This window comes from Candidatus Polarisedimenticolaceae bacterium (assembly GCA_036275915.1).
Lineage (GTDB): Bacteria > Acidobacteriota > Polarisedimenticolia > Polarisedimenticolales > DASRJG01 > DASRJG01.
The window spans coordinates 199,630-224,972 of record DASUCV010000011.1 but is presented as its reverse complement, the minus strand read 5'-3'; the positions used below and the strand labels follow the sequence as shown (position 1 = coordinate 224,972).

Genomic DNA, 25,343 nt, shown 5'->3' with positions numbered 1-25,343 from the left:
GAGCTGACGCACGGCCTCTTCGTCTACGACGCGACCGCGCGCGTGCCGCTCATCGTCTCGGCCCCCGGAACGATCGCGCCGCGCCGGCTCGACGCCGCGCGGCTCGTCGACGTCATGCCGACGATCCTCGCGCTCGCCGGCGTCAACGTCCCCGCGGGCCTCGACGGACGGTCGCTGCTCGAGCAGGCCGGCGGAACGACGAACGCCTACGTCGAGACGATGTACGCTGCGCTCGAGTTCGGCGCTGCGCCGGTCCGCGCGCTCTCTGACGGAAAGATGAAGGCGATCGACGTCCCGAAGCGCGAGCTGTACGACCTGGTGGCCGACCCGGGCGAGACACGCAGCCTGCCGGCGCAAAGGCCTCTCTTCGACCTGCTCGCCGCCCGTCCCGCAACGCCCGATCCTCCCAACCTCGCCGAATCGAAGGAATCGAGCGAAGCGCTCCGCTCGCTCGGCTACGTCGGCGCCGGCGGCGCCTACCCGCTCGGGGCCGGCGGCATGGACCCGAAGGACTTCGCGCCGCTCTACCGCACGCTCGACGATGCGCATGCGCTGGCGCTCGCGCGCCGCTTCCCCGAAGCCGCGTCGCGCTACGCGACCCTCATCGCGTCGTTCCCCCGCTCGTCGATGCTCGAGCAGGAATACGGGATGGTCCTCGTCGCCAGCGGCCGGCCGCAGGATGCGGAGCCGCATCTCCAGCGCGCGGTGAACCTCGACGAGACGAACGTCCACGCGCGGCTCGGTCTGGCCAACGTCGCTCTCGCGCGCAACGACTTTCCGCTCGCCGAGAAGCGCCTGCTCGCCGTCGTCGCGCTCGACCCCGACGACATCGAAGCGAACTTCGACCTCGGCCTCCTCTATTTCCAGACGCTGAAGCAACCTGCGAAGGCGCGGCCGTACTGGGAACGATTCCTGGCGATGCAGCCGAACGACCCCGAGGCGCCGAAGATCAGGGAGATGCTCTCGAGCGCGCCGCGCTAAGCCGACGACTTGCGGACGGCTTCCTTCGTCGAAGGATGGTCCGCACCGACCGTGGTTTGCAGGTGTCGCACGGCTTCCTCGTAGGCGCGCTTCGCGGCGTCGCGATCGCCGCCCGCCGCCTCGACGTCGCCCTGCGTCAGGAGAGAGAGCCCGACGAAGAACGACGGCCCGTCCTTGTCGACGAGCGAGCGCGCGAGATCGAGAGCCTTGCCTGCAGCATCCCGCGCCGCGGCCGTGTCGTGAAGCGCAAGCTTGATCTGGGCGAGCCGGTCCAGCGTGACCACTTTCAGCAAGTTCGGGCGCTTGGCGTGCGAGAAAAAATCCAGCGCCTCACCATAGGCGGCGATCGCCGACGCGTCGTCTCCTCGAGCGGCAGCGATGCGCCCGCGTAGGTACGACAACGCGCCTTTTCGATTCGTGCTGATGTGCGATCCGCCGAGGAACGGTTGCAGCTGGCGCAGGTCTTCTTCCGCGCGCCCGGTCTCCCCGCGATCGAGATCGCTCTCCGTCAGCAGGAGCAGCCCCTCGATCTGGTCGGTTTCCGACTGGCGCGCTCGCGCCACGCGAATCCCGTCCTGGCTGAGCGTGCCCGCTTCTTCCGGATGGCCGGCACGCAGAAGGGCGTTGGCAAGATTGTTCGATGCGCTGGGCTTCGCGTCTTGTCCTTCGATGGCCCGATCCAAGTCGTACACGCGGCGCAGCAGCGTCACGGACTTGCCGACGTCGCCGCGCATGTGGAGGATGCCCCAGTTGTTCAGGGTGTCGGAGGCCGTGATCGTCTGCTCCTGACCGCTCGCCTCGAGCGTCTTCACCGCGAGGTCGTAGGTCGCGTCGGCCTTTCCGATCTGATGGCTCAGGTAGTAACCCTGGGCGAGGGCGTTCAGCGCATCGACCTTGACCGATGCGGACGCGCCGTGGGTCCTGTCCAGGATCGCGATCGCCTTCTCCGCGTTTTCGACCATCGGTTGAGCTTCGTCGGTGATGAACCCGAACTGCGCCCGGACGAGAAGACACTCCGCACGCTGCGGGTCGTACAGTCCGCCGTCCGGCAGTCCGCCGAGCGCGCGCTCCATCATCCGCTCGGCTTCCTTCGCGTCTCCGCCCTCGATCATCGTCATGAACGCCAGCGGGCAGAGGGCTCGAGCGCGGACGAGAGGGTCGTTCATGCGCTCCGCGACCTGGTCGGCTTTCTCGAGGAGCGGTTTCGCCTTGTCCCAATGGCTCGTCTCGGCGTAGAGCCCGCCGATCGTCGCCAGGAGGTCCGACCGCGTCGCGTCGTCGTGCGCGAATTGCTTGTCGATCGTCCCCTCGGCACGCTCGAGCAGCTCCGTCAGCGTGAACTTTCCGTCTCCGGGCGCCGCCCCGCTGAGAAGGGATCCGACGAACTCGTTGGTCGCCGTTGCCCGCGCGAGCTGCGCCAGCGCGGCATCGCGCTGGAGGCGCGCTTCCTGCGCTTGCCAGGCGATCCCCACGGCTCCGGCGATGAGAGCGAAGGCGACCATCATCGCCGCCGCGACTTGCGGACGATTGCGGCGGACGAACTTCGCGACGCGATAGCCGAGGGAGGTCGGGCGCGCCTGAATCGGCTGGTGCGCCAGGAATCGCCGGATGTCGTCGGCGAACGCCTCTGCCGAGGCGTACCGCTCATCGGGTTTCTTCCGGAGCGCCTTGGCGACGATCGTGTCGAGGTCGCCGCGAATGAGCCCTCGCGGCGGCTCGTTCTCGACGACGGACTTGACGACGTCGGCCGGCGTGCCTCCGCCGCCCCCGGTGGGATGCCGTCCGGTGAGCAGCACGAAGAGGAGGACGCCGAGCGCGTACACGTCGGTTGCGGTCGTGATCGCGCCGCCGGTCAGCTGCTCGGGCGCCGCATAGGCCGGCGTCATCGCGGCCTGTCCCTCGCCGGTGAGGGTCGCTCCGCCATCCCCCGTCGCGATCAGCTTCGCGATCCCGAAGTCGAGCAGCTTGACCTGTCCGTTCTTGGCGACGAGCACGTTGGCCGGTTTGAGATCGCGATGAACGACGAGGTTCGCATGTGCGAAGGCCACCGCATCGAGCACGTCGAGGAACATGCGGACGCGCGCTTCGATCGAAAGCCCGTGCCGGTCGCCGTACGCATCGATGCGCTCGCCGTCGACGTATTCGAGAATCAGATAGGGCTGGCCGAGCGACGACACTCCCGCGTCGATGAGCTGCGCGATGTGCGGGTGCTTGAGCCGCGCGAGCAGATTCCCCTCGCGCTTGAACCGAGCTTCGCCTTCGTGACCGATCAAGCTCGCGTTCAGGAGCTTGACCGCCGCCGTCCCCGCGAAGCGGCCGTCGCTGCGATCGGCGAGCCAGACGGTGCCCATCCCGCCCTGGCCGACCGGCTCGCGGAGCGTGTACGCGCCGACGACGAGGCCGGCAAGTGACGCCTCCGGCTGCGCTGGAGCCGCGTCTTCGCCGAGGAAGTTGTCGCGGCTCAGCTCGTCGTGCGCGACGAGGAGCGCCTCGAGATCCCCGGCGATCGCCTCGTCCTCGGCACGAAGGGACGAGAGGAACGACGCGCGCTCGGCGCGCGGGAGGTCGAGCGCGCGGTCGAGATAGGGGCTGACGATCTGCCAGCGTTCGTTGCTGAGCGGCGGCATGTCAGCCCTTGATCGCTCCGTGCAGATAGATCCGCGCCTTCTCCCACTGACGCTGGACGGTCCGCTCGGAGGTGCCGGTCATCGCCGCAATCTCCTCGAAGGAGAATCCGCAGAAGAACTTCAGATCGACGACTTGAACGAGCGCGGGCTCCACGTTTCGCAGTTGCTCGAGCGCATCGCCGATCCGGGTCAATTCCTGATTGTCAGTCCCTGGAGCGACCCCTTCGGTCTCCATCGCAACGAGCGTGTACTCGCCGCCGCGCTTCTGCGCCTTGCGCTCGCGCGCGTAGTCGATGATCAGGCCACGCATGGCGCGCGACGCATAGGCCATGAAGCGTGCGCGGTCGGGAAACATCACTCCGTCGCGCTTCGACATGTCGAGGTAGGCCTCGTGCAGCAAGCTGGTCGTGCCGATCGTGAGCTGGCCTGCGTTTTTCGCCAGCTGCCCGCGGGCAAGCCGGTGCAGCTCGGCGTAGAGCGCCTTGAACAACGCGTCGGCGGCCGAGCGATTTCCTGATTCGGCCACGGCGAACAGAGACGCCAGTGACTCCCCCACTCGTCTCGAAACTACCCCGCTGCGTGCGTCCCGGCAAGCGATTTGCGCGATTTTGGTAGGGACTCATGGGCAAGTACTCCCCATGCGAGGGGTGCCGTCGCTCATGGTTCCAAGCGTGCCGCTGCCAATGCCGTTCGGGCACGCATTTCTGGCCCGGCTCAGGTAGTAAGAAACCGGTGACGAGAGCGGCGGCACGAACGTGTCGGTCGCCGAAGGACTCTGCACACCGGAAACGATGCAGCCTGTCGAGAAGTCGGCCGCGAGGCCCGAGCGAAGCAGGTCGTAGCTCAGCCCCGTGGGGGATCCCCCAGGCGATGCCGGAGCGCTCCAGACCAGCGTCGTCTTTCCGCTGAACATCAGGTTCGAGGTTTCACCGGGTGCCGCCCAGACATTCCCATTCTGGTCGTCGCAATCAGCTTGAGCGAAGGTGCACGACGGATCGCTGGCGGCACCGTAACCGTCGCCGTCGCTGTCGATGCAGCCGGACATGCGGAGCTTCGCTTCGGTGGACGTATTCCCGACTGCCGTGATCCACGGCGTACGCGGGAAGAACGGGTTCGCGCTCGTCGTGCGCACGCGCCAGTGATAGGTCGAGCCGTGACCGAGACCGGAAGCCAGGACGTTGAACGATGCCAAGCTGCCGGCCGAACCCGGCGCGCCGGTGTCGGTGACCGGAGTCGAACCGAGTCCGCTCCCGTTGTACGGCGTTCCGCTGGGTTTGACGTCCCACACGAGGCGGACCCGAGATCGGCCTGCCGCCGTCCCTCCGAGCGCCGCGAGATGGAACCCGGTCTGCGAATCCGACTTCCCGAAGAGGGAGATCGGCGTCGTCAGATTCGATTCAAGCTGCCGGGGTAACCGCCGCTTGGTGGTTCCGTTCGAGGCCGGCCCTCCGCCGAGGTAGACCGACGCGGTTCCCTGGTTGCTCTGGTCGACGGTCTGAGTGTTGTAACCGACGACGATGTCCGGGAATCCGTCGCCATTGACGTCCCCGGCCGAGGCGATGGGCTGACCAACGTTCGCGACGTGAAAGCCGATCGTCGGTGCCCAACCGGACGATCGCAGGACCCCGTCAGCCGCGCCGAACAGCATCCCCGTCATCGTCAGGACGTCCCCGTAACCGTCCTGGTCGATGTCCGCTGCGGATGCCACTTGGCAGAGGACGTTCGTGTAGGCGGTGTCGAGCGTCATCCCGGCGGGCCCGCCGAACCAGATCGGTCCCGGACCAGGCGACGGGTTATTGCATGGCTGCCCGACGAGGACGTCGGAGTATCCATCGCCATTGATGTCGCCTCCGCTGGCGACGCTGGAACCGTATTGCGCTCCCGCGATGTTCGACTCCTGGCTCCAGAGGAGATTGAGGGGGGTGCCGACGACCGCTGAGCCGGTGAAGACGAATGCCTCTCCCTCGTTCGACTGACCGTTCGAAAATGTCGGCGCACCGATGATGACGTCGGAGAACCCATCTCCGTTGACGTCGCCTGCGCTGGCCACGCTGTAGCCGAATTCCATCCCCGCGGTGTTCCCGAATCGAGTCCAGGCAGGCGTCGCGCTGAGGCCTGACGCGGATCCAAGGTAGAGATCGACGCGGCCGTTGAATGTCCCCGCCTGTGAGTTGTAGGGCCAACCGACGAGGATGTCCGAGTATCCATCGCCGTTGACGTCACCCGCGGAGGCGACCGAAATCCCGGAGCTCGTGGGACCGTTCAGCGACCAGCTCGGCGTCAAGGGTAATCCGCTTGCCGAGCCGTAGTACACCGCGACGGTATTCGTCGGCGAGCCAGGCGCCGCGATGATGACGTCGGCATAGCCGTCTCCATTGACGTCGCCTGCGCCGGCCAACGCGATGCCGAGCTGAGCGGCCGTGACGTTGCTCTCCACGCTCCATGCCGCGATTGTCGAGACGCCGCTGGGGCCGCCCATGTAGAGATATGCCTTCCCTTCCTGTCCCTGGCCATTGCTGTAGAGGTACGAGCCGACGAGGACATCCGAATAGCCGTCGCCATTGACGTCACCGGCGGAAGCCACCGTCACGCCATAGCCGGCGCTCGCCTGACTCCCCTCGCCGGTCCACTGTGGGGCGTTGTTCGGCGGGTCCGCCGAGACGCGATCCACGACAGCGCTTCCGTTACTCGACGGATCCTCCTCGCCGTAGATAAGGTCCGAAAATCCGTCGCCGTCCACGTCGCCGGCGGTGCCGACCGAAATACCCATGAGGACGCCGGCAATTCCCCCCTGGCGGTCGTACCACGGGTCGGTCGCGAGTCCGGAAGGTCCTCCGACGAAGCAGACGACGCGTCCTGCGTTCGTGGCGTGCTGCGGCGCCCCGATGATGACGTCGGCGTAGCCGTCGCCGTTCACGTCCCCGGCGGTCGCAACGGACGCGCCGAAGTGGGCTCCCGCGACGTCCAGCTCTTTCGTCCATGCGGCGGTCGTTGCGGGTCCACCCGGACCGCCGTAATAGACGTAGACCCGTCCTTCGGCGTCGGATGGATCGTCGTACCAAGGCGCTCCCACGATGATGTCGGCGTAACCGTCGCCGTTGACGTCTCCCGCGGTCGCCACGGATGCGCCGTACTGCGCGCCCGCTTGGTTCGACTCGCCCGTCCAGACGGCGGACGCCGCGAGGCCTCCGGGGCCGCCCAAGTACACGAACGCGCGTCCCTCGTTCAACTCGGGGTTGTCGTACTGGTCGGCGCCAATGATCACGTCGTCGTACCCGTCGCCGTTCACGTCACCGGCGGTCGCCACCGAGACGCCGAAGTCCGCGTTGGCTTGATTGCTTTCGGCGGTCCAGGCCGCGTTCGCCGCCAGGCCGGAAGCGCTGCCCAGGAAGACGTAGGCGCGACCCTCGAGCGATTGGCCGTTCGCCTCGGACGGCGCGCCGATGATCACGTCGGCGTAGCCGTCGCCGTTGACGTCCCCTGCGGTCGCGGCGGAATTGCCGAACGCGCCGAAGAGCTGCGCCCCCTCTTTGGTCCATGAAGCGACAGCGGGAAGCCCTCCGGGCTGTCCGTAGTAGACCCACACCTTCCCGGACCCGTTGTTCCATCCCGGCGAACTGACGATCACGTCGGCGTAACCGTCGCCGTTCACGTCGCCAGCGGCGGCGACCACCCAGCCGAAGTTGGCTTGTATCTGATCGCTCTCGGCGGTCCAGGCGGGTGTTGTCGCGAGACCGTTCGGACCCCCCAGGTAAAGGTACGCGCGCCCTTCGCCGTCCTGCCCGTTGTCGTAAAGAGGAGCGCCGATGATCACGTCGGAATAGCCGTCGCCGTTGACGTCGCCCGCCGTCGACACGGAGTAGCCGAACCACGAAGCCGACTGCCCGCTTCCCTGTTGCCACGTCGCGTTGCTGACGAACTTGATACGAGGGTCGACCGTGACCGGATAGGTCGCACCCGTGTCATCGAAGGAAAGCCGGATTCCCAAGTGCCCGGTGTGCGAGTAAGGACCGAGATGGGCCGGCAGCTCGTTCCCACGCGCGTCGGTCACCTTGAGATCCGTGTAATGCAACAAGGCTTCGCCGCCGGGCACACCCAGCGCGATCGCGCCGTCGCCTCTGGATTTCAGGGGCTCCAGTGTGCCCGACAACGCGAGGTCGATCACAAAGGTGCCGCGGGTTCCTTCGGGAGGGGCGGCGATCGTGAATCCCTGCTCCAGCCCGTCGGGATCGTTGACGTACCACTCGTGGATTTCTCCGCGCACGTAGATCATTCGTGCGCCGTCCACCTGTGACGTCGCGGTGGCGGGAGCCGCGAGCGACGAGGGCCGCCCGGTGGCTGCCAGCGTCAGTCCCATCTCCCATCGGCTCGCCGATTCGTCGCGAGGGACGAGGTGGATACCTGTTTCGTCGAATGACGTCCGGAACCCCTGCGCGTGGTTGGGGGCTTGCCAAGTCCCCTGCACCGAGGTGATCTCGTACTCGCGCTGCTGCAGGCGCATTTCCGCTTCATCGATCCAGCTCGAGGGCGGCGGCGCCGCCGAGAGTGCGGGCAGGATCGATGACAGGGCGACGGCGGCGAACGTGATGGAGCGCATGGCTTCCTCCCTGCCGGAGTAATCGCAATCGGCAGGGAAGAGCCGCCAGGGTCGCTAAAGACTCCTGAGAATCGCCCTTACCGGGCTGGCGTCGAACCCCACCAGGCGCAGGGGCAGCGCGATGAGCTCGTATTCCCCCTCGGGGACCCGGTCGAGGACGAGCCCTTCGAGGATCGCCATGTCGTGGGCGAGGAAGCGCGCGTGCGCGACCAGCTCCTTGGCGTCCTGGAGGTCGACGCTCGGCGTGTCGATCCCGACGAGGCGCGCGCCGCGCTCGTGGAGCAGGTCGACCGTCTCCGGGGCGAAGGCGGCGAAGTCGGCGTTCCAGCGCTCGGAATCGGGGAAGGTGCCGGTCGCGACGAGGATCCGCTCGGCGCGGAGGTCACCGGGGACCATCTCGGGCGTGATCTTCGTGCCTCGCGCGACCGGGATGTGCACGACGCGGCACGGGCCCAGGTAGAAGTCGAGCGGACGCTCGTCGATCGCGGCGGCGTCCTTGCCGTAGTGCGACGGCGCGTCGGCGTGGGCGCCGAGGTGCACGGTGGCGTGCAGGGTCGAGAGGGTGATGTTGTCGCCGCGCCGCATGTCGAGGAGGACCTCGCGCGAAGGCGGCGTGTCGCCCGGCCAGACGCCGAGGGCCGTCGAGACCGGCGGCGTGATGTCGTAGACGATTAGGCAGTCGCCTTGGCGACCTTCGCGAGCCCCATGAGCTCGAGCGAGCGGATCACGGGCCACGCGGGGTCGATCTCCGACGCCTTGACGCTGAACTTCGCCATGCGAGGGTGGCCGTGGTGGTTGTTGTGCAGCCCCTCGCCCCCGGTGAGGAGCGCCACCGAGCGGAAGTTCCCCGCGGTGTTGTCGAAGTTCTTGTAGCCGAACGCGTGGCAGAGGCCGTTGATCGACGACGAGAGGACGAAGACGTAACTGAAGCCGGCGAACGTCGCCGCGAAGATCCCCCACCAGAAGCCGAGCGTCAGGCAGAGGAGGCCGGTGCCGACCGCCATCCCGAGGAGACCGTTGTTGAACGCGATCTTGTCCCAGAAGTCGGACTTCTGGAGGTCCTTGGCGAACGTGGAGACCGTCTCGGGGTTCCGCGCTTCCTTGATGTAGTAATAGACGTTCCCGAGCTGGACCTTCCAGAAACCCAGGAGCTTCGGGCTGTGCGGATCGCCGTCTTCTTCGGTGTGCGCGTGGTGCTTGCGGTGTACCGCCACCCACTCGCGCGGGATGATCCCCGTCGTGAGCCACACGGCGAGGCGGAACAGCCAGGCGATCACCGGGTTGAAAATGACGGCGCGGTGCGTGATGCCGCGGTGGAGATAGATCGTGGTGCTGAACACCATGACCTGGAGGACGATGAGCGACACACCCAACGCGATTAAAAACGAGATCAGCACCATCACCTCGCGGAAAAAGAACGGGCTACCGTCGGGAATAAGGATAGAGGTTCGAGCGGCCCACGTCGAGTCCTCTACAACTCGTGCCGGATCGCCCATAAGTCCGGGAACACCGGGCGAAAGAGACTTTGCTTCAAGAACTCCACACCCAAAGATCCGCCGGTGCCTTTCTTGTTGCCGATCGTGCGTTCCACGAGCTTCACGTGGCGGTACTTCCATTCTTGGAACCCCTCGTCGAGATCGGTCATCGACTCGAAGAGGATCGCCAATTCCGGACGAGTCTTGTAGAGATGGAGGAGACCGCTCTGGATCTCCAGGCTCGGAGGATGGGCGTCATTGCCCCGCTGCGACGACGGAATCGCGACGCCGTGGCGCTCGAGGAACTCGTAGAAGTGATCGATGAGGGAGGGCGCCTGGAGGCGCGCCTCGAGCAACGCCCTCGCGTGGGGCGACGCCGCGAAGCGGAGCATCTCGGGGCGCTTCAGGCCGAGGACGAACTCCAGCTCGCGGAACTGGAACGACTGGAACCCGGAAGCGGTGTCGAGGCGGTCGCGGAACGCCGAGAACGACATCGGCGTCATCGTCTCGAGGATGTCGAGCTGGCCGACGAGCGTCTTCATGATCGTGCGGAGGCGCTTGAAGGTGTGGATCGCGCCGAACGTGTCGCCCGCGCTGAAGTCCGCCTTCGCCTTCTCGATCTCGTGGAGCATCTCCTTGAACCACAGCTCGAAGACCTGGTGGATGACGATGAAGAGCATCTCGTCGTGCTCGGCCGGGGTCGAGCGAGGTTCCTGGAGGTCGAGCAGGCGCTCGATGTGGAGGTAGCTGGCGTACGTGAGCTCGGGCATGGGCCTCACCTCAGGAGGAGCGACAGGACGAGCGCGACGAGCACGACGGCGGCGGCCGCCGCGGCCCAGCGCAGGATGCGCCACTGGAGCGCCGCGCGGCGGACCGCGTCGGCGTAGGGCACGCGGCTGAACGACACCATGTAGTAGAGCGGCACGAACCGGCCGGGGAACACGCGCGCCAGAAGCTTCTCGAGCTTCTTGCCGAGGAGGAACGCCTTCGACGCAGTCTTGTCGCGCATCTCGACGAAGTTCGCGAGCGCGAGGTCGGCGACGGCGTCGGCGTGGACCTTGCGGCGGCTCTCGTAGTCGGCGAGCGCGGCCGCGACGTCGCCGGGCCGGGCCGCGAGGCACTCGTCGAGGACGATGCAATCCTCGAACGCGGCGTTGGCCCCCTGCCCGTAGAACGGCACGATCGCATGCGCCGCATCGCCCAGGAGCACGGCGCGGCCCTCGAACCGCCACGGCGCGCAGCGTACGGTGACGAGCGAGCCCACGGGGTTCAAGACGAAGTCTTCCTCGAGCGCAGGCATCAACGGCACGGCGTCGGGGAAGACGCGCTCGAAGTACGCCCGCACCTCGGGTGCGGTGGTCAGCGCCGAGAACGAGTTCGGTCCGGAGAAACGCCAGAAGCAGGTGCAGGTGAAGGAGCGGTCGACGTTGGGGAGCGCGATCATCATGAAGCCGCCGCGCGGCCAGATGTGGAGCGCGTTCGGCTCCATCGCGAACTCGCCGTTCTTCGCCGGGATCGTCAGCTCCTTGTAGCCGAACTCGAGGTAGTCCTGCCGGTAGTCGAACCGGTCGCTCTTCTGGAGCGCGAGACGAACCTCGGAGTAGGCGCCGTCCGCTCCCACGACGAGGTCGGCTTCGGCTACCGAGGCATCGTCGAAGGTGCAGCGCCCGGCGGCGAGATCGACGTCGACGCAGCGCTTCGCGAAGACGACCTCGACGTTCGGCATCGCCTCGGCCGCCTCGACGAGGAGCTTGTTCAGTCCGGCGCGCGAGACCGAATGAATGACGTGGTGCGCCTCGTGGCCGTACGGCTGGAAGGCGAGCGTGCCGTCCGGACCGTGGACCATCCGGCCGCGCATCGGGATCGCGACCTCGAGCAGCTCGCGCATCAGGCCGGCGCGCTCGAGGCCCGCGAGGCCGCGCGTCGAGATCGCGAGGTTGATCGAGCGCCCGCGCCCCGCGCTCGTCTTCCGCGGGTCGGGACGCCGCTCGAAGACGCGCACGCGGTGGCCCGCGCGGCCCAGGAGAACCGCCATGAGCGATCCGCCGAGGCCGGCGCCGACGACGGTCACCGATCTCATGCGGCCCCGGCCAGGACCCGAGCGAGCCGCCAGACTTCGTGGAAGGTGTTGTACAGCGGCACCGGGGCGACGCGGATGACGTCGGGGGGCCGGTGGTCGGCGACGACACCCGCCGCCTCGAGGGCGCGGAGCACGATCTTCGGCTCGTCGAGGACACGGAGCGAGAGCTGGCACCCGCGCGCCGCCGGATCGCTCGGCGTGATCAACTCGAAAGAGGGGACAGCTTCCGAAACTCCTCTGGAGTTTCGGAAGCTGTCCCCTCTGATCAGCCACTCGAGGTAGCCGGTCAGCGCGAGCGACTTCGTCCGCAGCGACTGCATACCGGCCTCGGAGAAGATCTCGAGCGAGGCGGCGAGAGGCGCCATGGCGAGGATCGGCGGATTCGAAAGCTGCCAGCCGTCGGCGCCCGCGCGCGGCACGAAGGTGCGCTCGGCATCCATGCGGAAGCGTGTCGCCGGATCGTTCCCCCACCAGCCCGCGAGACGCGGGAGCTTCGCGTCGGCGCCGTGACGCTCGTGCACGAAGCAGCCGCCGACCGCCCCCGGCCCGGCGTTCAGGTACTTGTAGGAGCACCAGACGGCGAAGTCGACGTTCCAGTCGTGGAGCGCGAGCGGAACGTTCCCGGCGGCGTGCGCGAGGTCCCAGCCGGCGATGCAGCCGCGCGCCTGCGCGGCGGCGGTGATCGCCGGCATGTCGAGGAGCTGGCCGGTGTAGTACTGGACGCCGGGGAGGAGGACGAGCGCGATCTCGTCCCCGCGCGCCTCGATCGTGGCGACGACGTCCTCGGTGCGGAGGGTGGTCTCGCCGTCACGCGGCCGCTGCCGGATCAACCCCTCCACGGGATCGAAGCCGTGGACCGCGAGCTGCGACTCCATGGCGTAGGTGTCGGACGGGAAGGCGCCGTCCTCGATCAGGATCTTGTGCCGCTTCGCATCCGGCCGGTAGAAGCTCGCCATCATGAGATGAAGGTTGACGGTGAGCCCGTTCATCATGACCACTTCGCCGGGACGCGCGCCGACGAGCGCGGCCCCGCTCTCGCGGAAGATCTCGTGGTACGAAAACCAAGGCGTCTTCGCCTGGAAGTGACCCTCGACGCCGAGGCGAGACCAATCGTCGAGCTCCTGGATCACGCGCGTCCGTGCGGCCTTGGGCATGAGGCCGAGCGAGTTGCCGTTCACGTAGAGGACCGGCGGGATCTCGAAGCGCTCGCGGAACCTGGCGAGCGGATCGCGCTCGTCCAGGCGTTTAGCGAACTCCTCCGACGATTCATAGACCGGCGGCATCGTCAGACCTGGAACCGCTCGCGCGGGGCGGCGAGGAACTCGAGCGCCGTGCCGGCGAGGAGCCGGTCCTTCGTGGCGTCGTCGAACTCGGCGATCGACTCGATGAGCGCGCCGGGCATCGCCTCGCCGAGCGGGAACGGATAGTCCGAGCCCATCGCGACGCGCTCGGCACCGATCAGGCGGACGAGGTAGCGCAGCGCCTCGGGATCGTGGACGAGGGAGTCGACGTAGAACCGGCCGAGGTAGTCGCGCGGCGCAACGGCGTTGTCGACCGCGCAGAGATCGGGACGCGACGCGAAGCCGTGCTGGATCCGGCCGACGGTGCCGGGGAACGAGCCGCCGCCGTGCGCGAAGGCGATCCGCAGCTTGGGCAGCCGCTCGAGCACGCCGCCGAAGATCACGGAGCAGATCGCGAGCGACGTCTCCGTGGGCATCCCGACGAGCCACGGGAGCCAGTACTTCGTCATCCGCTCCTTGCCGAGGATGTCCCACGGGTGGACGAAGACGCACGCGCCGAGATCGGCCGCCGCCTCGAAGATCGGGAACAGCTCGGGCTGATCGAGGCTCCACCCGTTGACGTGCGTGCCGATCTGCACGCCGGCGAGCTTCAGGTCCTTCGTGCAGCGCTCGAGCTCGTAGATCGCGAGCTCCGTGCTCTGCATCGGCAGCGTCCCGAGGCCGGCGAAGCGGTGCGGCGATTGCGCCACGACCGACGCGACGTGATCGTTCAGGAGCGCCGCGAGGTCGAGCGTGTGCTCGGGCTTCGCCCAGTAGTTGAACATCACCGGCACCGTGGAGAGCACCTGGACGTCGACGCCGGTCGACGTGCACTCCTCGAGCCTCCGCCTGGGGTCCCAGCAGTTGTCCTGGATCTCGCGGAAGAGCGCACCGTCCAGGATCATCCGCGCGCAACCCGGCGCGTGATGGTCGAGCTGGATGAACCCCGGCGTCCCGTACCGCTCGGTGAGGTCCGGCAGGTGCTCGGGGAGGATGTGCGTGTGAAGGTCGACCTTCAGGCGGCGATCGGGCAAACGTCAGGCCTTCGCCGGCGCCGGCGGCTGCATGACGGTGCCGCATGCCTTGCAAGTTCTCATGTGCTCGTCGGCGAAGAACCGCTCGATGATCGGCTTCAGCTCGGTCGCGAGATCCTTGCAGTGGAATTGGGCGTCGTAGAGCAGGTTGCCGCAGCTCTCGCAGAACCACGTGAGGTGGTCGATCTCCTTCTCGGCGCGCATCCGCTCGACGACCATGCCGACCGTTCCCGCCGGCCGCTGCGGGGAGTGCGGGATGCCGGGCGGGAGCAGGAAGATGTCTCCTTCGCGGAGCACGATGTCGCGCGGCTTCCCGTCCTCGATGATCTTGACGACGATCGTCCCCTCGAGCTGGTAGAACAGCTCCTCGCCGTCCTCGATGTGGTAGTCCTTCCGGGCGTTCGGGCCGCCGACGATCATCACCTGGAACTCGGCGTCCTTGAAGACGAGCTGGTTGCCGACCGGCGGCTTCAGCAGGTGCCGGTGCTCGTCGATCCAGTGCTTGAGATTGAACGCGGAGAGCGCCATGTCCGGTCCTCCGGGGCGATTCTAGCGCGCCGGCCCGCTAGAGCGCGGCGACCGCCTTGGGGCGGAGGAATCCCTCGAGCACCGCATCGCCGGGCCGCAGCTCGTTCCACCGATCGATCTCGGCGGCGAAGAGAAGCACCGCACCGGTCGGCACGTCGAAGGCGCGCGACGGGGCGCCGCACAGAAGGCCGGCCGCTTCCTCGATGCCGGGACTGTGGGCGACGACGATGGCCGAGCTGGCGGACGCCGGCAGCTCGCGCAGGGTCTGGAGCCACGCGTCGCCGTCGGCGTTGTACAGCCGCGAGACGGTCTTGAGCGCCCCTTTCCACCTCATCGCCTGTGACGCGATCTCCGCGGTCTCCTTGGCACGGACCGCCGTCGACGAGACGACCGCGTCGGGGACCGCATCGAGCTTGGCGATCGCCTTCCCCATGCGCTCGGCATCGTGCCGCCCGCGGGGGGCCAGCGCGCGGTCGAAGTCGGATTGATCGGGCGCTCCGGTCTCGGACTTGGCGTGGCGCATCAGGAGAATCGATTTCACGGCTCGAATGTACACTCCCCGGCGCCCGGTGGAAAAAGGGTCGGGGCGATGATCAAGACCGATCGTGAATTCTCGGAGGCGGTGGAGCGCGCCGTCCGCGCGGCGGAGCGGGGAACCTCCGCCGAGCTGATCGTCGTCGTCGCCTCGCGGTCCGGCTCGTACCTCGACACCGCGCTCACGGTCGGGGCCGCCGCCGCGACGGCCACCCTCCTCGTCGCCCTCTTCGCGCCCATTTCGCTCCGGCCCGCGGCGGTCGCGATCGAGGTGCCGCTCGCGTTCGTGGTCGCCGCCTGGATCGCCCACCGCCTCCCCCCGCTCGTGCGCGCGCTGATCCCGGCCGCGCGGGCGAAGCGCCACGTCGAGCGCGCCGCCGCCGAGCACTTCCTCGCCGAAGCGGTGCACGGCACGAGCGGGCGCACCGGTCTTCTCATCTACGTCTCGCTCCTCGAAGAGCGGGCCGCGATCGTTCCCGACCTCGGTCTCCAGGGGCGGGTGCCGATCGCCCTGCTCCGCGACGTGAAATGGGGAGCGACCGACCTGGACCGCTTGCGCACGACCGACGACCTCCTGCGCGGCATCGCCGCGCTGGGAGCGATCCTCCGCGAGCGGCTCCCCGCGGAAGGTCACGACAAGAACGAGTCGCCCGACGCGCCGCGGATCTTCAATTGATCCGGCGCCTTCCCGGAATCGCCGTCCTCGTCCTGAGCGTCACGGCCGCCGCCGCGCGCGTCGGCGGAGGCGGCGGCTATTCCGGCGGAGGAGGCGATCACGGCGGAGGCGGCGACTTCGGTCTCGTCTTCGGCCTCGTCCGCATCCTTCTGTGGCTCGTCTTCAGTCACCCGCTGCTCGGGATCCCGCTCGTCATCCTGATCCTCGTCGTCCTCTCGCGCGCGTCGCGCGCGGGGACGTTCCGGTCGGGAGTCGCCGAGCGGCCGACCGTCTATCCGCTCGCAGCACCGCGGCGCGAAGGGCCGGTGAACCTCACGCCGGTGCGCGCCACCGATCCGATGTTCTCGGAGCCGGTCTTCCTCGATTTCGCGCAGCTCGTCTACGTGCGGGCGCACGAGCTGCGCGGCAAGGGAAGCCGCGAGCCGCTGGCACCGTGGATGAGCGCGGCGGCGATCGACACGCTCTTCGCCGACCGCCAGGGCCTCGACGCGGTCGACGACGTCGTCATCGGAGCGGTCAAGGTCACCCAGGCCTCGACCGAGACCGGCTTCGTGCGGCTCGACGTGCGCTTCGAGGCGAACATGACCGAGACGCGCGGAGGAGCGCGAGCGCAGATCCTGACCGCCGAGATCTGGACGTTCCGCCGCAAGGCCGGTGTGCGCTCGCCCGTGCCGGCGCGGATGCGCGCCCTGGGGTGCGCGGGATGCGGCTCGACGCTCGAGCCGAAGTCCGACGGGACCTGCCCGAGCTGCGGCGGCGTCCGTGTCGGCGGCGCCACGCAGTGGGAGGTCGGTGCGATCCCGTACGGCGACCGCCGCCCGCTGACGGCGCCGGAATTGTCGCTCGCCGACGGCGACGGCGTGGAGAGCGGCACCGACCGCCCGATCGTCTTCGACCCACGCCTGCCCGCCGCGAAGCGGACGCTCGAAGGAAAGTACCCCGGCCACGATTGGAGCGCGTTCGAGGCGCGCGTGCGCGCCGCGTTCCTCGCGCTCCAGAAGGCGTGGTCGAGCCGGACATGGGAGGACGCGCGCCCGTACGAGACCGACGCTCTCTTCCAGTCCCACCGCTTCTGGATGGAGCGCTACCGCGCGTTCGGGCTCGTCAACCACGTCGACGATGCGGCGGTCTCGAGCGTCGTCGTCGCGAAGATCGACGCCGACGCCTTCTACGACGCGGTCACCGTGAGGATCTATGCCTCGGCGCGCGACTGGACCGAGGACGCGCACGGGAAGATCGTGGGCGGCGACCGCTCGCGTTCCACGATGTTCTCCGAGTACTGGACCTTCCTGCGGGCGGTCCCCGGAAGCATCGCCCCGCTGACGAGCTGCCCGACCTGCGGCGCCGCGCTGCCCGCCTCCGGCGGTGCGACGGTGTGCCCCTCGTGCGGCTCGAAGCTCGAAGGCGACTCGCTTGACTGGGTCGCGTCGCGTATCGAACAGGACGATGCGTACGCGGGATGAAGAGGGGACAGCTTCCGAAACTCGGGCTTCGGAGTTTCGGAAGCTGTCCCCTCTGATCCCCCTCGCGCTCGCGTTCTCGATCGCCGGCGCTGCGCACGCCGAAACGCTTCCGCTGCGCGTGTACGACGTACCGGAAGGGCTCTCGAACAGTCGTATCACCGCGATCCTGCAGGCGCGCCGCGGCGATCTGTGGGTCGCGACGTGGGACGGGATCAGCCGCTTCGACGGGTACGAGTTCACGAACTTCAACACGCACGACGGGCTGCCGGGCTCGCTCGTCTCCGCGATCGCAGAAGATCGCGGCGGCGGACTGTGGTTCGGGACCTTCAACTCCGGCCTCGCGCGCCTCATCGACGATCCCGCCAAGCGCGCGGCGCCCGGGAAGAAGTTCGCGACCTATCACGTCGCGGCCGCCGACGGCGCCGACTCGATCGGCGCGGTCGCGGTCGACGCGAAGAACCGGCTCTGGTGCGCGACGCGCGCCGGCATCTACCGCGCCGATCTCGACGCGGGCGAGCCGGTCTTCGTCGCCGTGCTTCCCGGGGTTGACGTCTCCTGGCCGCAGCTCTTCGCCGTCGAGCCGCGCGGCCGCGTCTTCGCGGGCGACGGGCTAACCACTGTCTGGGAGATCGGTGATGGAGCGCCGGTGCGCCATAGCCTGCCGAGGGAATCGTCGGGCGACATGTGGAACGTCGTGCTCGCGAACGAGGGTGGGCTCTGGGTCTCGACCGGCGATCAGCTCTGGCGGTTCACGCCGAAGGGCCCCGGCATCCCCGAGGACGTCTGGCGCCGCGCGCCGCTCAACCTCGGTCCGGACAACTACGTCCGCATGGTCGCCGAGGACGGCGAAGGCACGCTCTGGGTCGCGACCTACCGCGGGCTGATCCGATGGCGCAACGGCAGCGCGATGCCGTTCACGACCGAGCAGGGACTCCCCGACGATAAGATCCGCACGCTGACGATCGATCGCGACGGCAACCTCTGGATCGGGACGCACAACGGTGGGCTCGCGAAGCTGCCGCGCGGCGGACTCGTCAATTTCACGACCGCGGACGGGCTGACCGACCGCAACGTCCTCTTCGTCGTCGAGTCGATGGACCGCCACATCTACGCGGCGACCGATCGCGCAGGGGTCGTCGAGATCGAGAACGGCCGCGCGCATCGGCTCCCCGGCTCGGACGCGGCGTCGATGCGCAACATCTGTCTGGCCCAAGACAAGCACGGCGACTGGTGGATCGGCATCGGGACCGGACTCTACTTCACCGAGGGCCCGGAGCTGCGATTTGACCGCCTGCGGCACCTGACCACCGCCGACGGCATCCCGGACCCGGACACGCTGGTGATGGGAGTCTTTCGCGACCGGGACGGCAGCGTGGTGCTCGGTCAGGGGCCGCGGATGCTCACCGAGATCACGCCGCGTGAGGGAGAGCGCCCCGCCGTCGTGACTGTGCCGCTTCCCTCGCCGCCTGCCGAGTGGCTGGCACGCAGGGTCCTCCGCGACCGCGCGGGAACGCTGTGGGTCTCGTCGTACAACTATCTGGGCCGGCTCAAGGACGGCGCCATCGCGAGCCTCTCGAATTCTCCCGGTTTGCCCGACACGCAGGTCCGCACGCTCCTTCAGGACAAGCGCGGCCGCGTCTGGCTCGGACACCGGAACCTCGGCCTCTCGATGACCGACCAGCCCGAAGCACGGACGCCGCGCTTCGCGAACTGGACGGTGCAGGACGGTCTTTCGAGCGACACGGTGTGGGCTCTCGGCGAGGACGATGCAGGACGCATCTACGTCGGCACCGCACGCGGGCTCGACCGCCTCGATCCCGAGACGGGACGCATCCGCCACTTCGGCCCGGCGGACGGGCTCGCGGGGGCGATCGTCAACGACATCCTCTCGGACGATCGCGGCCGGCTCTGGATCTCGACGAACGGCGGCATCAGCGTGCTCGACCCGCGCACCGAGCGCACGGCGTCGCGCCCGCCCGCGGCGTACGTCAGCCGTGTCGCGATCTCGGGGGTCGAGCTCGAACTGCCCGAGTCGGGGACGCGGCGCCTCGGCGAGCTGTCGCTCCCGTGGCCGCGGAACACGATCGCCTTCTCGTGGGTCGCGGTGGGGTTCGAGGCGGAGCGCGGCCTCCGCTACGAGACGCGCCTCGAGGGCGCGGACAGCGCGTGGTCGAAGCCGTCCGACGCGCGCCAGGTGAACTACGCGAATCTCGGGCCGGGGCGCTACAGCTTCCGGGTGCGGTCGGTCTCGCCCGAGGGTGTCGCCGCGGAGGACGCGGCGTCGGTGAGCTTCCGCATCTTGCCGCCGTTCTGGCGGCGTGGCTGGTTCCTGGCGCTGGTGGCGCTCGCGATCGCGGCGGCGGTGTTCGGCGGCCACGAGCTGCGCGTCCGCAGACTGATGGCGATGGAGCGCATCCGCCGTCAGATCGCGACCGACCTCCACGATGACATGGGATCGGGGCTCGTGGAGATTGCGGTCCTCGCCGAGGTCGCGAAGCGCCGCGCCGACGCCGAGAGCGCGCCGCTCCTCGGCCAGGCGGCCGAGCTCGCCCGCGGCCTCCGCGATTCGATGAGCGATATCGTGTGGGCGATCGACCCGCGCCGGGACCGCCTCGCCGACCTCGTGCAGCGCTTGCGGCAGGTCGCGTTCAATCTCCTCGAAGCCGAAGGCGTGCGCGTGGCGTTCGAGGCGCCGCCCACGGAGACGATCGAGAGGATCGAGCTCCCGCCCGACCGTCGCCGCCATCTCTTCCTCGCCGTCAAGGAGGCGCTGGCGAACGCCGCGAGGCACGCCGGCGCTTCGAGCGTGACCGTCACGATGACCCTCGCGCACCGCCGGCTCCTCTTGAGCGTCGCCGACGACGGGCGGGGGTTCGAGGTGGGCACCGCAACGGGCGGTCGCGGGCTGGGCAACCTGAAGCATCGCGCGGAGGCGTTGGGCGGCGCTTTCACCGTGGAGAGTGCTCCGGGAAAGGGCACGACGGTCCGCCTCGACGTTCCGCTCCGCGGCGATGTGGTTTGAAGACCTACATGACGATGCGGTTGCTGCGACCACCCGCCCGCCGTAGCGTGACCTCAACGAGGTCGGCATGAGCCGGGCAAGGGTCGCGATCGTCGAGGACCAGCGCGCGCTGCGCGAAGGGCTGAGGGCGCTCGTCGGCGGCACCGGCGATTTCGAGATCGCGGGCGCGTACGGATCGATGGAAGAAGCTCTGCCGGCAATCGAATCGAAGCCGGTCGACCTCGTCCTCGCCGACATCGGCCTTCCCGGGATGTCCGGCATCGAAGGCGTGCGCCGATTGAAGGCACAGCACCCGTCGATGCAGATCCTCATGATCACGGTGTACGCCGACAACGAGCACGTCTTCGAAGCGATCTGCGCCGGCGCCTGCGGCTACCTCTTGAAGGACACGCCGCCCGGGAAGCTCCTCGACGCCCTACGCGAGGTCCAGGGCGGCGGCGCCCCGATGTCCCCGGAGATCGCGCGCAAGGTCGTCGAAATGTTCCAGCGCGTCGCCCCGCCCCCGTCAACCGCCGGCCACAACCTCTCGCCGCGCGAGGTCGAGGTCTTGAAGCTTCTCGCCGAGGGCCACGTCTACAAGACCGCCGCGGCGAAGCTCGACCTCTCGGTCGACACGATCCGCTTCCACATCCGCAACATCTACGAGAAGCTCCACGTCCACTCGAAGTCGGAAGCGGTGCTCGCCGCGTTGCGGGCGGGAATCCTCAGTTAGGGACAGTCACCGTATTTTCCTTACACTGTTCCGATGCGGCCCATGAAACTCGTCTAGCCGGGAACACCAGTGCGAAATTCGGTAGCTGTCCCCTCATTTCCTCAAAGTCACGAGCAGCACCTCGGGCGAGCACCACAGGCGCAGCGGGATGCCCGAGACGCCGACGCCGCGGCTGACGATGAGCTGCGCCGCATCCTTGTAATAACGCCCCTCGTCGAGACGGTAGCGGCTCATCCTCACGAAGACCGGCCGCCCGGGGATCCGCACCTGCCCGCCGTGGGTATGACCAGAGAGCACGAGCGACACGCCGCGCGCAGCGGCGTCGAAGAAGGCGTCGGGGTTGTGCGACGCCAAGATCACCGGCGCTCCGGGCGCGACGCGCGCCGCTTCGGCCAAGGCCCCCGGAAGATCGGGCGCTCCAACGTTCCAGTCGTCGATTCCCGCCAAGGCGATGCGCGCCCCGTCGCGCTCGAGCGCGACCGCCGTGTTGTCGAGCATCCGCACGCCGCACGACTCGAGCAGCCCCGTCAAGCCATCGAGATCGTGCGTGTAGTGGTCGTGGTTCCCGAGCACGCCGTAGACGCCGAGGGGCGCGCGTAACCGCATCAGCGTCGCTACGTGCGCCGCGACCTCGCGTACGTTCGAGGTCGCGATGTCCCCGCCGTGGATGACGACATCCGCGTGGAGCCCCGCGAGCTCGTCGACCACCTGCCACAGCAGGTCGCGGGACAGGAACGGTCCTGCATGGATGTCCGAGACGAACAGCACGCGCAGGCGATCGAACGCCGCCGGCAGCCCCGGGACCGGCACCTCCGCCTCCGACACGGTGAAGTACCGGGAGAGGATCACCCCGTACGGAATCCTCATCCCCGGGATGAGCTGCCAGATGTGCCGGCTCAGGAAGAGGCTGGTCGCGCGCTCGATCTTCCGGAACCATCCCTGCTTCGGATCGAAGTGAGCGCGCGGCGTCGGCGCAGCCGGATGCGGCGGATCGAGGGCGGCGTGGACGGGCGGTGCCAGGACCCGGCGGCGCATGGCCGCTATTATGGCGAGCCTCCGGGGGACGCATCGTGGCCACCATCCTCACACCGACCGCCGACAACGTGCGCCGCGCGGCCGACGCCCTGCGCCGCGGCGAGCTGATCGGCCTTCCGACCGAGACGGTTTACGGCCTCGCCGCCAATGCCTTCGACGCCGCCGCCGTTGCCCGCATCTTCGCCGCAAAGGAGCGCCCCAGCTTCGACCCGCTCATCGTCCACGTCGTCCGCCCCGAAGGCCCGCTCGAGCGAGAGGTCCTCGGTGGCCTCGAGGACATCGGCGTCGTCAGCGTGAAGGGGCTCCCCCAGCTGGCGAGAGAGCGCGCCGACGTCCTCTTGAGGAAGTTCTGGCCCGGCCCGCTCACCCTCGTCCTCCCGCGCGGCAAGAAGATCCCCGACCTCGTGACGAGCGGCCTCGACACCGTCGCCATCCGCATGCCCAGCCATCCCGTCGCGCAGGCGCTCCTCAAGGCTGCCGAGATCCCGCTCGCCGCACCGTCCGCGAACCGCTTCGGCCGCATCAGCCCCACGACCGCCGCGCATGTCGTCGAGGAGCTCGGCGAGCGCGTCGGCATCGTGCTCGACGGAGGCGCCTGCACCGTCGGCGTCGAATCGACCGTCGTCGCGATCAGCCCGAGCGGCGCGCTCACGCTCCTCCGTCCCGGTGGCATCGCCGCCGAGGCGATCGAAGCGGCCGCGCACGTCCGCCTTGCGCAAGCGACCGCCCCCGCTGCCGGCAAGCCCGCGCCCTCGCCCGGCATGAGCGAGGTGCACTACGCGCCTCGCACGCCGCTCTTCATCGCCCCGGGTCCCGACGCCCTGCCCCGCGGCGCCACGAACCTCGGTCTGATCGGCGTCTTCGCCGATGGCAAAGCCGTCGCGAAGGCGGCCGCCGAGGCCGAGAAGCGCTACGCGTTGCCGGTCGTCACGCGCGCATTGACCCAGTCCGGCGACCTCGAAGAAGCCGCCCGCAACCTCTTCACGATGCTGCGCGAGCTCGACGCGGGCGACGTCTCCGCGATCCTTGCCTACCCGCCGCAGGGCCAGGAGGGACTCGCCCTCGCGATCTCGGATCGGCTGAGGAGAGCGTCGCACTGATGCTGCGAGTCAGCATTCGTCGCATCAAGCCTGGAAAGGAAGCGCGCCTTCGCGCATGGCTTGCGGAGCTCAACGCGAGAGCCGAAGAGGTTCGGGTGACTTTTGAGGCGGAGACGGTTCGGGCGGAGCAGGCCTACATCATTCCCACCAGGGAAGGGCCACTTCTTGTGTACGCCGTTGAGGCGGAGAGCATCGATCGCGCCAAGGAAGCCTTCCGTGACTCACAACACGCTATCGATCAGCAGCACTGTTCCGTGATGGACGAGTGTTTGGGTGAATCCCTCGGACTTCACCCCGCCTACGATGTCGCTGTGAACCACCGAGACCGCGGCTAGGGCCAAGCGACGACGAGCAACTCCCTCGCGCCGAGGAGCTCGCGTGCCAAGGCACGAGCTGGCTCTCCCAGACGACCGTGCTCGAGTCGGTGGCCTAGCTCCCGGCCGCCGCAGCCATTCCTGCCGCCGCGCCCCCGGCGTCGTCTCTGTTCTTCTGAATCTGCGCCATCGCTGGCACTTGCCCCGCCCCGGCAATCGTGACGAACCCTAATCCCATTCCCTCGAGCCGGTTGTTCCAGAGGATGTGACCCGTCGCGGGATCGAGGGCGAAGACCTCGCCCTTCGTCGCGGCCACGACTCTCTGCCCGTCGAACGTGACGTTGACGAACGAGCCGCCCTTGAGAAACGTTCGCCACGCTACAGAACCCGTCGCTGGGTCGAGCGCCAGAACCTCGAATGCCGACGAAGATCGCGTTGCGCTGTTCCATCGGATCCCCCTTTGTGCTGCCTGGATCGAGGGTACGGCGCGGGGCATTGCGGCGTTCGAAAGCCTCCTCGTTCTAACGGTTAAGTTCCTGTTACTTGACGCGGCCCTGACAGTGCTTGAGTCTGTTGCGCCATGAATTCCTGGAAATCGCGCTGATGCCCGAGCTGCCGGACGTCGACGTCTACGTCGCCGCTCTGGCCGCGCGCGTCGACGGCGCCACGCTCGAGCGCATCAGGCTCAAGAGCCCGTTCCTGCTCCGCTCGGTCACGCCGCCGATACGAGAAGCGGAAGGTCAGCGCGTCCACGGCGTCCGGCGCCTCGGCAAGCGCGTCGTCATCGTCTTGGACGACAACCTCTTCCTCGCCATCCACCTGATGATCGCCGGCCGTCTTCACTGGAAGGACAAGGGCGCCGCCCTGGCCGGCAAGGTCGCGCTCGCCGCCTTCGACTTCTCGGCGGGCACGCTCACGCTCACCGAAGCGGGCTCGAAGAAGCGCGCCTCGCTCCACCTGGTGCGGGGCGAGCAAGCGCTCCAAGACCTCGCGCGCGGCGGCATCGAGCCGCTCGACGCCACACCCGCGCAGTTCCGCGCCGCGTTGACGCGCGAGAACCGGACATTGAAGCGCGCGCTCACCGACCCCTCGATCTTCAGCGGCATCGGCAACGCTTACTCCGACGAGATCCTCCACGCCGCGCGCCTCTCCCCCGCCCAGCTCACGCGCAACCTCGACGACGCCGAGATCGCACGCCTCCAGATCGCGGTGCGCGACACACTCATCGGTTGGCGCGATCGCCTGACCGCCGAAGCCGCCGGAAAGTTCCCCGAGAAAGTCACCGCGTTTCGGCCCGGCATGGCCGTCCACGGCCGCTTCCGGCAGCCGTGCCCCGCATGCGGCTCACCCGTCCAGCGTATCGTCTACGCCGAGAACGAGGCGAACTATTGTGCGCGGTGTCAAACCGGTGGACGCCTTCTCGCCGATCGGGCGATGTCGCGTCTCCTCGGAAAGGACTGGCCGAAGACGCTCGACGAACTGGAGCGCGGATGACCAACAACAATCTGCTGAGGATCACGTCCCTCCTTTCACTCCTCCTGCTCACGCTTCATGTGACCGACGACATCGTCCGCGGGATCTCGAAGGCCGAGTCCTCGAACACCGCGCTCGTCGTCCTGGCGGTCCTCCTCTACAGCACTCTCGTGCTCGCCAGGACTCGAACCGGGCACGTCATCATGTTCGTCGTGGGATTGCTCGCGGCAGGCATGCCGGTGATTCACATGAGGGGCACGCACTATCCCGAGCACGCCGCGTCCCCCGGCGGCTTCTTCTTCGTCTGGACGCTCTGGGCGCTCGGCGCGCTCGGCGGTGTCACGATGATCCTCTCCGTACGCGGACTGTGGAGAATGCGACGGGGAGGCACTCTGGACTGACGGGAGAATCG

General features: G+C 68.3%; 22 protein-coding genes. 9 read left to right on the top strand and 13 right to left on the bottom strand.

What is annotated here, in order from left to right:
• Positions 1–3: 3 nt before the first annotated feature.
• Positions 4–981 (top strand): tetratricopeptide repeat protein, encoded by a 978-nt coding sequence (locus VFV19_10605; GenBank protein ID HEX4824757.1) that lies wholly within the window; start codon positions 4–6, stop codon positions 979–981.
• On the opposite strand, the gene VFV19_10600 is transcribed toward VFV19_10605, so the two are convergent.
• The 11 genes from VFV19_10600 to VFV19_10550 form a co-directional block, all read right to left on the bottom strand.
• Positions 978–3,608 (bottom strand): protein kinase, encoded by a 2,631-nt coding sequence (locus tag VFV19_10600; protein HEX4824756.1) that lies wholly within the window; start codon positions 3,606–3,608, stop codon positions 978–980. The genes VFV19_10605 and VFV19_10600 overlap by 4 nt on opposite strands.
• Before the next feature lies 1 nt (position 3,609).
• Positions 3,610–4,164, bottom strand: a complete 555-nt coding sequence (locus tag VFV19_10595; GenBank protein ID HEX4824755.1) for an ECF-type sigma factor — start codon at positions 4,162–4,164, stop codon at positions 3,610–3,612.
• 63 nt (positions 4,165–4,227) lie between these two features.
• Positions 4,228–8,205: an FG-GAP-like repeat-containing protein gene (locus VFV19_10590; GenBank protein HEX4824754.1), complete on the bottom strand. Its 3,978-nt coding sequence runs from the start codon at positions 8,203–8,205 to the stop codon at positions 4,228–4,230.
• Between the two features lie 54 nt (positions 8,206–8,259).
• On the bottom strand, positions 8,260–8,940 hold the full coding sequence (locus VFV19_10585) for a cyclase family protein (protein HEX4824753.1): 681 nt from the start codon (positions 8,938–8,940) through the stop codon (positions 8,260–8,262).
• Positions 8,877–9,572 (bottom strand): fatty acid desaturase, encoded by a 696-nt coding sequence (locus VFV19_10580; GenBank protein HEX4824752.1) that lies wholly within the window; start codon positions 9,570–9,572, stop codon positions 8,877–8,879. The genes VFV19_10585 and VFV19_10580 overlap by 64 nt, the downstream gene beginning before the upstream one ends.
• A gap of 104 nt (positions 9,573–9,676) precedes the next feature.
• Positions 9,677–10,450 (bottom strand): tryptophan 2,3-dioxygenase family protein, encoded by a 774-nt coding sequence (locus tag VFV19_10575; protein HEX4824751.1) that lies wholly within the window; start codon positions 10,448–10,450, stop codon positions 9,677–9,679.
• A 5-nt stretch (positions 10,451–10,455) separates the two neighbouring features.
• Positions 10,456–11,760 carry an NAD(P)/FAD-dependent oxidoreductase gene (locus VFV19_10570; GenBank protein ID HEX4824750.1) on the bottom strand — a complete coding sequence of 435 codons (1,305 nt, stop codon included), beginning with the start codon at positions 11,758–11,760 and terminating at the stop codon, positions 10,456–10,458.
• Complete coding sequence (kynU, locus tag VFV19_10565) at positions 11,757–13,043, bottom strand: kynureninase (GenBank protein ID HEX4824749.1); 1,287 nt, start codon at positions 13,041–13,043, stop codon at positions 11,757–11,759. Before kynU ends, VFV19_10570 begins: the two co-directional genes overlap by 4 nt.
• Before the next feature lie 2 nt (positions 13,044–13,045).
• Complete coding sequence (locus VFV19_10560; protein ID HEX4824748.1) at positions 13,046–14,074, bottom strand: amidohydrolase family protein; 1,029 nt, start codon at positions 14,072–14,074, stop codon at positions 13,046–13,048.
• 3 nt (positions 14,075–14,077) lie between these two features.
• The gene (locus VFV19_10555; GenBank protein HEX4824747.1) at positions 14,078–14,602 is read right to left on the bottom strand and encodes a 3-hydroxyanthranilate 3,4-dioxygenase; all 525 of its coding nucleotides are present in this window, start codon (positions 14,600–14,602) and stop codon (positions 14,078–14,080) included.
• 37 nt (positions 14,603–14,639) lie between these two features.
• On the bottom strand, positions 14,640–15,143 hold the full coding sequence (locus tag VFV19_10550) for a histidine phosphatase family protein (protein HEX4824746.1): 504 nt from the start codon (positions 15,141–15,143) through the stop codon (positions 14,640–14,642).
• Between the two features lie 48 nt (positions 15,144–15,191).
• On the opposite strand from VFV19_10550, the gene VFV19_10545 reads away from it, so the two are divergent.
• From VFV19_10545 to VFV19_10530, 4 genes are all read left to right on the top strand, one after another.
• On the top strand, positions 15,192–15,812 hold the full coding sequence (locus VFV19_10545) for a hypothetical protein (GenBank protein HEX4824745.1): 621 nt from the start codon (positions 15,192–15,194) through the stop codon (positions 15,810–15,812).
• A complete protein-coding gene (locus VFV19_10540) occupies positions 15,809–17,275 on the top strand; it encodes a TIM44-like domain-containing protein (protein ID HEX4824744.1) in 1,467 nt (488 codons plus the stop codon). The genes VFV19_10545 and VFV19_10540 overlap by 4 nt, the downstream gene beginning before the upstream one ends.
• On the top strand, positions 17,259–20,297 hold the full coding sequence (locus tag VFV19_10535; protein HEX4824743.1) for a two-component regulator propeller domain-containing protein: 3,039 nt from the start codon (positions 17,259–17,261) through the stop codon (positions 20,295–20,297). Before VFV19_10540 ends, VFV19_10535 begins: the two co-directional genes overlap by 17 nt.
• Before the next feature lie 67 nt (positions 20,298–20,364).
• Positions 20,365–21,009: a response regulator transcription factor gene (locus VFV19_10530; protein HEX4824742.1), complete on the top strand. Its 645-nt coding sequence runs from the start codon at positions 20,365–20,367 to the stop codon at positions 21,007–21,009.
• A gap of 93 nt (positions 21,010–21,102) precedes the next feature.
• On the opposite strand, the gene VFV19_10525 is transcribed toward VFV19_10530, so the two are convergent.
• On the bottom strand, positions 21,103–22,044 hold the full coding sequence (locus tag VFV19_10525; protein ID HEX4824741.1) for a metallophosphoesterase: 942 nt from the start codon (positions 22,042–22,044) through the stop codon (positions 21,103–21,105).
• 35 nt (positions 22,045–22,079) lie between these two features.
• Between VFV19_10525 and VFV19_10520 the strand changes: the two genes are divergently transcribed.
• On the top strand, positions 22,080–23,144 hold the full coding sequence (locus VFV19_10520) for an L-threonylcarbamoyladenylate synthase (GenBank protein HEX4824740.1): 1,065 nt from the start codon (positions 22,080–22,082) through the stop codon (positions 23,142–23,144).
• Entirely contained in the window at positions 23,144–23,479 is a 336-nt protein-coding gene (locus VFV19_10515) for a DUF6176 family protein (GenBank protein HEX4824739.1), read from the top strand. Before VFV19_10520 ends, VFV19_10515 begins: the two co-directional genes overlap by 1 nt.
• 94 nt (positions 23,480–23,573) lie before the next feature.
• Here VFV19_10515 and VFV19_10510 read toward each other — a convergent pair whose 3' ends face one another.
• Positions 23,574–23,954 (bottom strand): PQQ-binding-like beta-propeller repeat protein, encoded by a 381-nt coding sequence (locus VFV19_10510; GenBank protein ID HEX4824738.1) that lies wholly within the window; start codon positions 23,952–23,954, stop codon positions 23,574–23,576.
• A 107-nt stretch (positions 23,955–24,061) separates the two neighbouring features.
• Here VFV19_10510 and VFV19_10505 point away from each other — a divergent pair, with 107 nt between their 5' ends.
• Both VFV19_10505 and VFV19_10500 read left to right on the top strand, forming a co-directional pair.
• On the top strand, positions 24,062–24,952 hold the full coding sequence (locus tag VFV19_10505; protein HEX4824737.1) for a DNA-formamidopyrimidine glycosylase family protein: 891 nt from the start codon (positions 24,062–24,064) through the stop codon (positions 24,950–24,952).
• Positions 24,949–25,332, top strand: coding sequence for a hypothetical protein (locus VFV19_10500; GenBank protein HEX4824736.1), 384 nt, complete (start codon positions 24,949–24,951; stop codon positions 25,330–25,332). Before VFV19_10505 ends, VFV19_10500 begins: the two co-directional genes overlap by 4 nt.
• The last annotated feature ends 11 nt before the right edge of the window (positions 25,333–25,343 follow it).